Origin of the sequence: Nonomuraea terrae (assembly GCF_004348995.1) — a bacterium.
Taxonomy (GTDB): domain Bacteria; phylum Actinomycetota; class Actinomycetes; order Streptosporangiales; family Streptosporangiaceae; genus Nonomuraea; species Nonomuraea terrae.
The window spans coordinates 95,145-106,169 of the sequence record NZ_SMKQ01000008.1 but is presented as its reverse complement, the minus strand read 5'-3'; the positions used below and the strand labels follow the sequence as shown (position 1 = coordinate 106,169).

Annotated in this window: 13 protein-coding genes; 9 read left to right on the top strand and 4 right to left on the bottom strand. The window is 70.5% G+C overall.

Annotated features, from left to right (window positions below):
• Positions 1-352: 352 nt before the first annotated feature.
• The 5 genes from E1286_RS05550 to E1286_RS05530 are packed head-to-tail and all read left to right on the top strand — an operon-like array spanning position 353 to position 5,238.
• Entirely contained in the window at positions 353-1,237 is an 885-nt protein-coding gene (locus E1286_RS05550; RefSeq protein ID WP_132609334.1) for an ABC transporter substrate-binding protein, read from the top strand.
• Entirely contained in the window at positions 1,228-2,121 is an 894-nt protein-coding gene (locus E1286_RS05545; protein ID WP_246074470.1) for an amino acid ABC transporter permease, read from the top strand. Before E1286_RS05550 ends, E1286_RS05545 begins: the two co-directional genes overlap by 10 nt.
• An 11-nt stretch (positions 2,122-2,132) precedes the next feature.
• Entirely contained in the window at positions 2,133-2,885 is a 753-nt protein-coding gene (locus E1286_RS05540; RefSeq protein ID WP_132609346.1) for an amino acid ABC transporter ATP-binding protein, read from the top strand.
• Positions 2,882-4,471 (top strand): N-acyl-D-amino-acid deacylase family protein, encoded by a 1,590-nt coding sequence (locus tag E1286_RS05535; protein WP_132609332.1) that lies wholly within the window; start codon positions 2,882-2,884, stop codon positions 4,469-4,471. Before E1286_RS05540 ends, E1286_RS05535 begins: the two co-directional genes overlap by 4 nt.
• Positions 4,468-5,238, top strand: a complete 771-nt coding sequence (locus E1286_RS05530; protein WP_132609330.1) for a serine hydrolase — start codon at positions 4,468-4,470, stop codon at positions 5,236-5,238. Before E1286_RS05535 ends, E1286_RS05530 begins: the two co-directional genes overlap by 4 nt.
• A gap of 42 nt (positions 5,239-5,280) precedes the next feature.
• Here the strand turns inward: E1286_RS05530 and E1286_RS05525 are convergent, their stop codons facing one another.
• Entirely contained in the window at positions 5,281-6,192 is a 912-nt protein-coding gene (locus tag E1286_RS05525; protein ID WP_132609328.1) for a LysR family transcriptional regulator, read from the bottom strand.
• Between the two features lie 75 nt (positions 6,193-6,267).
• Here E1286_RS05525 and E1286_RS05520 point away from each other — a divergent pair, with 75 nt between their 5' ends.
• The 3 genes from E1286_RS05520 (at position 6,268) to lgt (ending at position 9,440) form a co-directional block, all read left to right on the top strand.
• Positions 6,268-7,005 (top strand): class I SAM-dependent methyltransferase, encoded by a 738-nt coding sequence (locus tag E1286_RS05520; protein WP_223189569.1) that lies wholly within the window; start codon positions 6,268-6,270, stop codon positions 7,003-7,005.
• A gap of 555 nt (positions 7,006-7,560) precedes the next feature.
• Positions 7,561-8,322, top strand: a complete 762-nt coding sequence (locus E1286_RS05515) for a class I SAM-dependent methyltransferase (protein ID WP_132609324.1) — start codon at positions 7,561-7,563, stop codon at positions 8,320-8,322.
• A 188-nt stretch (positions 8,323-8,510) separates the two neighbouring features.
• Complete coding sequence (lgt, locus tag E1286_RS05510; protein ID WP_132609322.1) at positions 8,511-9,440, top strand: prolipoprotein diacylglyceryl transferase; 930 nt, start codon at positions 8,511-8,513, stop codon at positions 9,438-9,440.
• A 76-nt stretch (positions 9,441-9,516) separates the two neighbouring features.
• Here the strand turns inward: lgt and E1286_RS05505 are convergent, their stop codons facing one another.
• Positions 9,517-9,744, bottom strand: coding sequence for a DUF6011 domain-containing protein (locus E1286_RS05505; protein WP_132609320.1), 228 nt, complete (start codon positions 9,742-9,744; stop codon positions 9,517-9,519).
• A 124-nt stretch (positions 9,745-9,868) separates the two neighbouring features.
• Here E1286_RS05505 and E1286_RS05500 point away from each other — a divergent pair, with 124 nt between their 5' ends.
• Complete coding sequence (locus E1286_RS05500) at positions 9,869-10,147, top strand: hypothetical protein (protein WP_132609318.1); 279 nt, start codon at positions 9,869-9,871, stop codon at positions 10,145-10,147.
• 135 nt (positions 10,148-10,282) lie between these two features.
• Here E1286_RS05500 and E1286_RS47605 read toward each other — a convergent pair whose 3' ends face one another.
• Entirely contained in the window at positions 10,283-10,459 is a 177-nt protein-coding gene (locus E1286_RS47605) for a hypothetical protein (protein ID WP_165969572.1), read from the bottom strand.
• Positions 10,460-10,768: 309 nt separating this feature from the next.
• Positions 10,769-10,999 carry a hypothetical protein gene (locus E1286_RS05495; RefSeq protein ID WP_132609316.1) on the bottom strand — a complete coding sequence of 77 codons (231 nt, stop codon included), beginning with the start codon at positions 10,997-10,999 and terminating at the stop codon, positions 10,769-10,771.
• Positions 11,000-11,025 lie beyond the last annotated feature (26 nt).

Here is an 11,025-nt window from a genome sequence, read left to right as displayed (position 1 = left end):
CACCGGCCACCACGGCGCCGGCCAGAACCGTACCGGCGAGAAGGCTACGAAGCTTCGACATGACCATCCATCCCTGACTGTGAGGAGAACCTCCGGAGCGATCTCTCCGGACGACCCTCAATCTAGGCAGCCGCGACCTGGCGTTCTGCGTACAAACGCACACAACAGCGCGAGCGTGCACAACGACACACACCGCCGGTCGGCTCGGCCGAGCGCCCTCAGCGTCTCGTGAGTGTGGGCAGCGCGAGCATCGAGACTTTCGACGCTGAGGGTCGCAAGCGTTCACGAGTGTTGGGATCCTCCACGCTCACCGCCACCATGTCCACAACCATTCCGCGAACTGGGAGTTTTCATGACGAAGCGCCTTTACGCGGCCGCCGCAGCCGTGCTGATCGTCACGGCGCTCGCGGGCGGGTGCGGACGCTCCTCTTCGGGGACGAGCGCGACCCAGGGCGCCGCGGCGGCCAAGGGCAAGACGGCCAAGGATCTCGTGCCCGCTGACGTACGCGATCGGGGCGTGCTCCGGCTGGCGACCGCCGAGGGCTACCCGCCGATGGAGATGTACAAGGAGGGCACCCAGGAGCTCACCGGCGTGGATCCCGACCTCGGCGCGGCCATCGCCGCGAAGCTCGGGCTGAAGTCGACCATCACCAACGCGGCCTTCGACGGGCTCATCCCCGGCCTGCAGAGCGACCGGTGGGACATCGTGCTCTCCTCCATGAGCGACACCGAGGAGCGCCGGGCCGCCGTCGACTTCGTCGACTACTTCAACGCGGGCGGAGCCGTCATGGTGAAGAAGGGCAACCCGGAGGGCGTCAAGGACCTCGCCGACCTGTGCGGCCGTACCGTCGTGCTCGCCAAGGGCAGCTCCAACCTGGCCATCGGCGAGAAGCAGAACGACAAGTGCGACAAGAAAATGACGATCATGCAGAGCGAGGACGCCCCCACCGGCCTGCTCAGCATCGACTCCGGCCGCGCGGCCGCCACCATCGTCGACTCCCCGGTGGCCGCCATGTACGCCGAGGAGACCGGCAAGTACGAGGTGCTGCCCGGCCAGTACGACGCCGGCCCGTGGGGCATCGCCATCGACCGGCGCGACACGGCCCTGCGTGACGCGGTGGCCAAGGCCATGCAGGAGCTGATCGCCGACGGCGGCTACCAGAAGATCCTCGACACGTACGGCGTGGCGGCCAATGCCGTGCCCGAGGTGATGGTGAACACCAAGCCGTGGAAGTGACCGAACTGCCCGTGGACGCGGTACGGCCGCCGCGCCCCGGACGCTGGCTGGCCGCGGCCGTGGCCGGGCTGTTCCTGGTCTGGCTGGCCTACACGATCATCGTCAACCCGAACCTGCACTGGGACGTGATCGTCGCCTTCCTCGGCGACGGCAGGATCCTCGGCGGGCTGTGGGTCACCATCCAGCTCACCGTGCTGTCGATGGCGATCGGCCTGGCGCTCGGCGTGCTGACGGCGGTGATGCAGCAGTCGGGCGACCCGGTGCTGCGCGGGGCCGCCGCGCTGTACACGTGGTTCTTCCGTGGCACGCCGCTGCTGGTCCAGCTGATCTTCTGGTTCAACATCGGCCTGGTCTTCCCCGCGATCGCGATCGGGGTGCCGTTCGGCGGTCCGAAACTGGTCGAGTGGCAGGCGAACGAGCTGGTCACGCCGTTCACCGCGGCGCTGCTCGGGCTGGCCATCAACGAGGGCGCGTACATGGCGGAGATCGTCAGGGCGGGCATCCGCTCGGTCGACCCCGGCCAGCGGGAGGCGGCGGAGGCCCTCGGCATGTCGCACGGCCAGGTGCTGCGCAGGGTGGTGCTGCCCCAGGCGATGCGGGTGATCGTGCCGCCGACCGGCAACCAGTTCATCTCCATGCTGAAGACGACGTCGATGGTGTCGGTCATCGCGGGAGCCGAGCTGCTGACCGTGGCACAGCGCATCTACCTGGGCAACTTCGAGGTCATCGCGCTGCTGGTGGTCGCGTCGATCTGGTACGTCGTGCTCACCACGATCGCCAGCGTCGGCCAGCACTTCATCGAACGGCGGTTCGAGCGCGGCCACGGCACGCTGCCCGCCAGGGTGCGCCGCAACCTGCGGCCGTTCGCCGGAGGTGGGGTCTAGTGGACCGTCCCATGGTGGAGATCCGCTCGGTGCGCAAGCGTTTCGGCGCGCTGGAGGTGCTGAAGGGCGTGAGCCTCGACGTGCCAGAAGGCGGCGTGGTCTGCGTGGTAGGGCCGTCGGGGTCGGGCAAGTCCACCCTGCTGCGCTGCGTCAACCGGCTTGAGACGATCGACGCCGGCCGGATCAGGGTGGACGGCGAGCTGATCGGATTCGAGGAGCGCGACGGCAGGCTGCACCACCTTCCCCCGGCGAGGCTGAACCGGCAGCGCCAGAACATCGGCATGGTCTTCCAGCGGTTCCACCTCTTCCCGCACCGCACGGCGTTGGAGAACGTCATGGAGGGGCCGCTGGTCGTCGGCGGGGTTCCCAGGGAGGAGGCGCGGCGGCAGGCCGAGGAGCTGCTCGACCGGGTGGGGATGTCCGACCGGGCCGGCCACTACCCCGCGCAGCTCTCCGGCGGCCAGCAGCAGCGGGTGGCGATCGCCCGCAGCCTGGCCATGCGCCCCAAGGTGATGTTGTTCGACGAACCGACCAGCGCGCTCGACCCCGAGCTGGTGCAGGAGGTGCTGGCGGTGATGCGCGACCTGGCGGCCAGCGGGATGACCATGATGGTGGTGACGCACGAGATGGGCTTCGCCCGCGAGGTGGGCGACCACCTGGTCTTCATCGACGACGGCGTGATCGTCGAGCAGGGCGACCCGCGTGAGGTGCTCGCGGACCCCCGCAACGAGCGCTTCCGCGCGTTCCTGGGACGGGTGCTGTGAGACTCGACCTGCTGATCCGTGGCGCGCTGCTGGTCGACGGCACGGGGGCGCCGCCGCGGACCGCCGACGTGGGCGTGGCCGGGGGGCGGTTTGCCGTACTGCCCGCGGGGTCGGGCGCGGACGCCCGCGAGACCCTGGACGCGGCCGGGCTGGCCGTCGCCCCCGGGTTCATCGACGTGCACACCCACTCCGACGGGATCGCGCTGCTCGGCGGCGACCGGGAGCTGGTGCGGGCCCCGGTGCTGGCCGGGGTGACGGCCGAGATCTGCGGCAACTGCGGCTCCGGGTTGTTCCCGGCGCTGCCCGGACGGGTGCCGGAGCTGCGCGCCGAGGCGTCCGTCGGCTTCGGCGGCGACGTCGGTTTCTGGGAGGACTTCGCCGGGTTCGCCGCGGCGCACGCCGCCGTGCCGCGCGCCAACCACCTCGCCTCTCTCGTGGGGCACGGCACCCTGCGCGCCGGGGTGCTGGGGTCCGTGGACCGTCCCGCGACCCCCGCCGAGCTGGCGACGATGTGCTCGCTGCTCGACCGGTCGCTCGCCCAGGGGGCCGCGGGCCTGTCGACCGGGCTGATCTACACGCCCGGCACCTACGCGGACACCGACGAGGTGGTCGCGCTGGCCAGGGTCGCGGCCCGGCACGGCAAGCCGTACGTCACCCACCTGCGCGACGAGATGTCACGGGTGGAGGAGGCCCTGGAGGAGGCCGTCGAGATCGCCCGCCGGAGCGGCGCGGCCCTGCACGTCTCGCACCACAAGACCGCCGGCAAGTACGCCTGGGGTCGCACCGAGCGGACCCTGCCCAGGCTGGCCCGGCTGCGCGCCGAGGGCTTCGACGTGACCTGCGACGTCTACCCCTACACGGCGGCCAGCACGCACCTGTCCGCGATGCTGCCGCCCTGGGCGTCCGACGGCGGCACCGCCGCGCTCACCGCGCGGCTGGCCGACCCCGGGCAGCGCGACCGGATGCGGGCCGCGATCGCCGAGGGCGTGCCCGGCTGGGAGAACACCGTGGGCAACGGCGGCTGGGACCGCATCGCCATCGCCCGCGCCCCCCGCCATCCGCACACCGAGGGCCGTACGGTCGCCGAACTGGCCTCCGCGCACGGCCGCGACCCCTTCGACGTGGCCGCCGACCTGCTGCTGGCCGAGCGCGGCGAGGTCATGATCATCAGTCACTCGATGGTGGAGGACGACGTGCGCCGGGTGCTGGCGGCGCCGTACGCGATGATCGGCTCCGACGGCGTGCCCAAGCCGGGCGGGCGCCCCCATCCGCGCTGGGCCGGCACGTTCCCTCGCGTGCTGGGCCGCTACACCAGGGACCTCGGGCTGCTCGACCTGGCGACGGCGGTGCGGAAGATGACGGGCCTGGCGGCGGAGCGGTTCGGGCTGGCCGGGCGCGGGACGATCGCGGACGGGGCGCACGCCGACCTGGTGGTGTTCGACCCGGCCACGGTGGGCGACGGCGCGACCTTCGCCGAGCCGCTGCTGCCGCCGAAGGGCGTGCACACCGTGGTGGTGGCCGGCCAGGTCGTGGTACGGCAGGGCGAGGAGACGGCCGCGCGGCCGGGAAAGGTACTGACGCCATGATGATCGCGGTATCGGTGCCCGGCGAGATCGCGGTCGCCGACGACGTCGAGCTGCCGCTCGCCAGCGTCGGCAAGCTGCCGCTGCTGGCGACGGTGGCACGGGCCATCTGCTCCGGCACGCTCGACCCCGCCGAGCCGGTCGAGCTGCGCGACGAGGACCACGTGGGCGGGTCGGGGCTGCTGCGGGCCCTGTCGGGACGCCGGTGGCCGGTCGCCGACCTGGCCCTGCTGACCGCCGCGGTGAGCGACAACATCGCCACCAACGCGCTGCTGCGCCGCGTCGGCCTCGACCGGGTCGCCGAGGAGTCGCGGGCGCTGGGCCTGTACCGCACCCGCGTCCTCGACCGCATCCGCGAGCCGCGCCTGCCCTCGGATCCGCCCGCCTTCGCCGTCGGCACGGCCGGCGAACTGGCCAGATTCGCCGCCGCGCTCGACGGGCGGGCGGAGTGGACCCGGCTGATGCTCGGCTGGCTGGCGCACAACACCGACCGCGCCCTGGTTCCCGCCCTCCTGCCGCACGACCCCGAGGACCGCCGGTTCGCGGCGACGGTGCCGCCCGGCACGGTGCGGGTGGCCAACAAGACGGGCACCGACGACGGCGTACGCGCCGACGTGGGAGTGATGGTCGGCGACCGGCGCATCGGCTATGCCGTCCTCGCGTCCGGGCCGCCGGGAAGCGACCACGAGCTGGTCACCCGCGTGCGCGAGGCCGGTCTCGGCATCGGCCGCCTCGTCGGCGCCGTGCCGGGCGAGCCCCGCGCCTCCTAGCGTGCTCCCTGTCGGGGCTGCGCACCCACATGCGGTGCGGCCTCAACCGGTGGCGCCGCGCAGGCGGCCGGCGGCGTCGAGGAGGTAGTCGAGGAACGACCGCAGGGCCGGGTTCGGGTTGGTCGGCCGTACGGCGGCGCCGATCCGGCGGTACAGCCGAGGGCCCTCCACGCGGCACACCTGCACGCCGGTGGCCCCATGAACGCCGAGGCTCGGCACCAGGGCGACGCCGAGCCCCGCCCTGACGAGGCCGAGGGTCACCTCGTAGTGGTCGCTGCGGCAGCGGATCCGCGGGCTGAACCCCTCCAGCGCGCTGGCCCGTTCCAACACCGAGACGGGCGTGTCGGTGCCATAGGTGGTGATCCACGGCTCATCGGCCAGCTCTGCGAGCCGTACCCTGGCGTTCCGGCCGGCGGGGTGTCCCGGGGGCAGCACCAGGAGCTGCGGCTCCTCCAGCAGGGAGGTGATCTCCACCCCCTCCGGAGGCCGCCACGGATCCAGGGCGTGCTCGAACACCACGAGGACGTCGAGGGCGCCGCGTTCCAGGTCGGGCATCAGCTCGTGCGGCTGCCCCTCCACCAGGTCGAGGTCGACGGCGGGGTGGCGGGCCGCGAACGTCGACAGCGCCAGCGGCAGCAGCCGGTATCCCGACGAGGCGAAGAAGCCGATCCTGAGCTGACCGGCATCAGCCCTGGCCTGGGCCAGCAGGTCCTTCTCCGCGGCTTCGATGAGGTCGAGCACCTCCTGCGCCCTGGTGGCGAGCCGTCGGCCGGCCGCGGTGAGCCGCAGGCTCTGCGCCCCCCGCTCGACCAGGGCCACCCCGGCCTCCTCCTCCAGCCGGGACAGCTGGTGCGAGACGGCGGACGGCGAGAGCCGCAACGTCCGTGCGGCTCCCGCGATGCTCCCCGTCCGGAAGACCTCCCTGAGCACCCGAAGGCGGTGACTACTCAACACGGCGTCCAGTATCCTGCCCGACTACTGAACGCCTTGGCGCTGGACTCCCGGCAATTTGCGATGGAGGGGATGTCGATGGAGTTCGCCTCGGGTGAGCGGCAGTGGCGGGACCTGTTGGGCAAGCTCAGGGACGTGGTCCGGCAGGAGTTGGTCACTCGCCAGTTGGAGCCGTACCTTCCCGGCGAGCCGGCGCGCGTTCTGGATGTGGGGTGTGGGCAGGGCACCCAGGCCCTTCGGGTGGCGAGGCGCGGGCATCGGGTCACGGCGTTGGATTCCTCCCAGGAATTGCTGGACCAACTGACGGCTGCGCTGACGCCTGATCTTGCTGTCGAGGTGGTGCACGGCTCGGCTGATGAGCTGCCCGCCGGCCCCTTCGACGTGGTCTTGTGTCATGGCGTGCTGATGTACTTCGAGGATCCGGCCCCGGTCCTGCGGGCGATCGCAGCGGTGGTCAGGCCAGGCGGCCTGGTCTCTCTCCTGGTTCGAAACGGCGACGCGCTGGTGTTGCGGCCAGGTCTGCGCGGGGATTGGACGATCGCGCAGCGGGCCTTCGATGACATGTCCTACGGCAATCGGATAGGGGTCACGGCGCGGGCAGATCGACGTGCTGATCTGTGGTCGGCGCTGGCTGAGCACGGACTGTCGGTCGAGGACTGGTACGGAGTCCGTGTGTTCACCGACCAAGCGCCCGATGACGCGCCCGTCCCGGAGGATCTTGAGGATCTGCTTGCCTGCGAGGAGCGCGCGGGCCGTACAGATCCCTACCGTCAGGTTGCCGCTTTGACGCATCTGATCGTGCGTCGAGACCGGTGAGCGGTCGGACCGGAGCGGCTTGGTGGCGATGTGGTCGGTTCTTGGTTCGGTACGGAGGCCGAGGAGCCTGAGAGACCACGAAGTCCTCGGCGGCCGATCGGCTCAGCGGAAGTAACACGTAAATGCTCCTGACCACCACTCTTGCGGAATGGTCCTCGGCGTGACATCAGGTGTTGCCTCTGTTACGTGATCTACCTGGTCCCCTGGACGGCAGGTCAACGGGCGGGTCGTGGCGCGCGCGGGCGGCGTGCTGGTGGGCGCGCACCGCGGTGGAGTTCATGCCCACTGTCCAGTCCACGCCCCCGGCCTGGTCACACCCGGCCCGCAGCTCATTCAGGATCTTGGTTCACATCCCCTCCATCGACCAACGGCGAAGCCGATCAGAGGCCAGTCTCCCGCTCCCGTAACGCGCCCTGCGCCCGGCTGGTCACCGCGGTGCAGGCACGCCCGGCCGCCGACCCTTGCGGCATGACGCGACAGCACCTATCGTGCCGATGTATCAAGTCGATATATCGGGCTGACGGCTCGCTAGGGCCGGTTGACGCGGGAGTTGCGATGAGGCGGATCGACTACGACACGGAGCAGTACCAGGACTACGCGCGGGGCCGTGCGCTTGACGAGCCGCAGCTGCAGGTATGGATCAGCGCCTTCGGAGCGGTGCTGCCCGAGCGGCGTCCGCTGGCGGGGCTGGACGTCGGCTCCGGGACCGGCAGGTTCACCCCCGCGCTGGCGCGAGCGTTCGGGCCGGTCACCGGCGTCGAGCCGTCGGTCCGCATGCGTGAGATAGCGCAGGCGCAGTCCCTGCACCCCGATGTGCGGTATCTGGCGGGCTCCGCCGAGGACATGCCAGTGCCGTCCGGCAGCGCCGACTACGCACTCATGTTCTTGTCCTGGCATCACGTCCAGGACAAGCCGCGGGCGGCCCGGGAGCTGGCCAGGGTGCTCAGGCCCGGCGGGCGGCTGCTCCTGCGCGCGAACTTCAGCGACCACCATCCCAGGCCGTGGTGGCTGGAGCACTTCCCCCGCGGCTTCGAGGCGGACGCCCAGTTGTTTCAGCCGTTGCACGAGGTCATCGCGATGTTCACGTCGGACGGCTGGCGCGTTACCGGCTTCGGCACGGTTACCGAGCCGTCCTCCGGCACCTGCGGTGACATGCTCGAACGGCTGCGCCTGCGCACCCTTTCGTTCTTCGCCCAGCTCAGTCCCGACGAGCTGGAAGCCGGCTTTCGCAACCTGGAGCAGGCCGTCGCCGCGGATCCCGACGCGCCGGCGCCTGTCTTCTCCGAGCCGCTGCTCACGCTCGAACGGCCCTGGTAATGCCAACAGCACTTCGTTGACCTGCTCAAGCCTGCGATCCCACGCAGTGGCCGCTGATCGCGACCCGCCGGCCACCCTCCAAGCCGGACGCCTACACCGGGTTCGTGCACGCCGCGTCACGGTGGAGGAATCACACGATCAGGTCACGCACGCGGCCATGTGATCCCGCATCGGCTACCGTCACCGTCATGCCCCTCGCCTTGATTCCCAGCCCTTCCGAGGGGGTCTGGCATCTCGGATTCATCCCGATCCGGGCCTACGCATTGTGCTTCATCCTCGGAATCGTCGTCGGCGCCTGGCTGAGCGACCGCCGCTGGCGCGCCCGCGGCGGCGAGAAGGGCACCATCAGCGACATTGCGGTCCCCGCAGTGATCTTCGGCCTGGTCGGCGCTCGCCTGTACCACGTCATCACCGACTGGCAGACCTACTTCGGCCCGCGCGCGATCAAGGAGCCGTACCAGGCGCTGTTCATCTGGGAAGGCGGGCTCAGCATCTGGGGCGCGGTCGCCCTGGGAGGCGTGGGCGTGTGGCTGGCCTGCCGCCGCCGGGGGCTGTCCCTCGGCGCCGTGGCCGACACGGTCGCGCCCGGCATCGCGTTCGGGCAGGCGATCGCCCGCTGGGGCAACTGGTTCAACCAGGAGCTGTACGGCAGTCCGACCACGTTGCCGTGGGGCCTGGAGATCGACCAGGCGCACGGCGGCGAGCCAGGCGTGCTCTACCACCCGACGTTCCTGTACGAGTCGCTGTGGGACGCGGCGCTCGGTCTCGGGCTGATCCTGGCCGGCAGGCGGTTCACGCTGCGCCACGGCCGCCTGTTCGCCCTCTACGTCGCCGGCTACACGTTCGGGCGATTCTGGATCGAAGGGCTGCGGATCGACCCGGTCGGCGGGGTGGACCACGCGGTGACGTTCCTCGATCTGCGGATCAACCAGTGGACCTCGATCGTGTTGTTCGTCGGCGCGCTGGTCTACCTCTGGGTGACTCGTCACAAGGACGCGGAAGAGATCGTGGTGCCGGCCTCGCACAAGCAGGACGGCGGGGAGGCCGCCGATCCGGCGCATCCGACCGACCAGGCCGACGCGGAGAAGGACACCCGCCGAGCTCCAGGAGGTTCTTGACCCGCGGAGCCCGGTGTGCAGGTGGGTCCAGTCACGGGGCTGCGCCGTCCATGCCGTGAGCGCGAGCACTGCCGTGTCACTGCTCCGCCTGGAACAGGTCCATCTGGCCTTCGCAGTCCCGCCACTTCGCCACGCCTGTGATCCTCAACGGCCGGCGCGGAGCGACGCCGAGCTTGGACGCGCAGTCCGGGCCCAGACCCAGAGCTTGGGAGCCCGGTGTGCGCAGCTTGTGTTTGCAGGCCGCGCACCGGGTGACGTGCTCGCGGGTGGAGGGGTCACCGAGATCGAGAGGGAATTCGTCCATCAACCAGCAGGCTAACGCCGGACATGTCTGCTCCCTCTGCAGCCCAAGAAGCCGGAACGGCTCGTTACCGGAATAACCGCTCGGGTATCGGGGCGCGGACGGATCGACCACAAGGGGGCAACACATGATCCGGACACTGCACAAGATGGGGATACGGGCCGAGCACGCGTACGCCGCCGGGATCGCATCCATCGGTTTGACCGTCGCCTCGTGGGCGGCGTCATGGTTCACCGAGAACACCGCCAGGGCGGACCGATGGGGCATCTTCGTCGGCGAGTGGGCGCCCACGTTCTTCGCGCTCGGTCTGGCGCTCCGCATGGAAGAAACCCACCAAGCTCCCGGAGAGGAGGAGGTAGGGCCTCAGCGGGAGCGGCTGGGGCAGTACGCCGACGTTCGCCGGTAGCCGGCCAGGCCGCGCGCCCCTTCCGCTGCGCGCGGCCTGCCCACAGCTCAGGCATCGGCGGATAAAGCGATCTGATCTTCGGGCGCCATGGCCTCGGCCCGCGCTGATGACAGTCGACCGGCCCGCTGCCCGCTCTCACTCGTCTGCGGTCTTACGGTTGGCCACGAGCACGGACGAGAGGGCGACTCCGAGACACATGGACAGCACAATGCCGAGCAGGAGGTTGTGCATCGTGACACCCAGTCCCATGCCGATCGCGATGCCCGGCCACATGCCGACTGTCCAATTGGGCGAGTTCTTGCAGTTCGTCATGGTTCGATCTTCGTGCAGGAGCGCGTAGCGGCGTAGACGTCGCAGTCATGAGTACGACATGACAGCTGTCACACGGGGCGGGACGTACCAGGCCGCAGCCATGAGGAGCGCATCACCGCCTGGCGGGCCACTTTCCCGGAGGAGACCATCGAGGTGGCCGAACAGGAGGCGGCCGACTCCTGCGAAGCGGGCCCGTACGACTACCTGAACCTGGTGCGGGCCTACCACTGGCAGACGAGGAAATCCGGCCCGGTGCAGCGGCTTCTCCCTTGTTTGACGAGCCGGACGATGAGGCGAGGACCTCCAGAGCTACCTTTCCGAGTGGGCCGTGAGCCGGTCCATCGCCTCCTGCCTCGGCAGGCTGGCGCCACGCCGGTACGCCTCCAGGTAGCCCTCGTCGCCGAGCTGCCCAGCCAGGACGGGCACCAGCCGGCGCAGATCGGGATCGCCCTCGTCGAAGACACCCCTGATCACGTGGCTCATCCCGAGCGCCGTCGCGGCCCCCGCCAGGTCGCCTTCCAGCCCGAGCAGCCTGGCCACCGTCGAACGGTCTTCATCCCGGTCAA

What these genes read in the sequence shown, in the direction of transcription:
- E1286_RS05550 (WP_132609334.1), top strand. Translation starts at nt 353, where the DNA reads ATGACGAAGCGCCTTTACGCGGCCGCCGCAGCCGTGCTGATCGTCACG.
- E1286_RS05540 (WP_132609346.1), top strand. Translation starts at nt 2,133, where the DNA reads ATGGTGGAGATCCGCTCGGTGCGCAAGCGTTTCGGCGCGCTGGAGGTG.
- E1286_RS05530 (WP_132609330.1), top strand. Translation starts at nt 4,468, where the DNA reads ATGATGATCGCGGTATCGGTGCCCGGCGAGATCGCGGTCGCCGACGAC.
- E1286_RS05520 (WP_223189569.1), top strand. Translation starts at nt 6,268, where the DNA reads ATGGAGTTCGCCTCGGGTGAGCGGCAGTGGCGGGACCTGTTGGGCAAG.
- E1286_RS05515 (WP_132609324.1), top strand. Translation starts at nt 7,561, where the DNA reads ATGAGGCGGATCGACTACGACACGGAGCAGTACCAGGACTACGCGCGG.
- lgt (WP_132609322.1), top strand. Translation starts at nt 8,511, where the DNA reads ATGCCCCTCGCCTTGATTCCCAGCCCTTCCGAGGGGGTCTGGCATCTC.
- E1286_RS05505 (WP_132609320.1), bottom strand. Translation starts at nt 9,744, where the DNA reads ATGGACGAATTCCCTCTCGATCTCGGTGACCCCTCCACCCGCGAGCAC.
- E1286_RS05500 (WP_132609318.1), top strand. Translation starts at nt 9,869, where the DNA reads ATGATCCGGACACTGCACAAGATGGGGATACGGGCCGAGCACGCGTAC.
- E1286_RS47605 (WP_165969572.1), bottom strand. Translation starts at nt 10,459, where the DNA reads ATGACGAACTGCAAGAACTCGCCCAATTGGACAGTCGGCATGTGGCCG.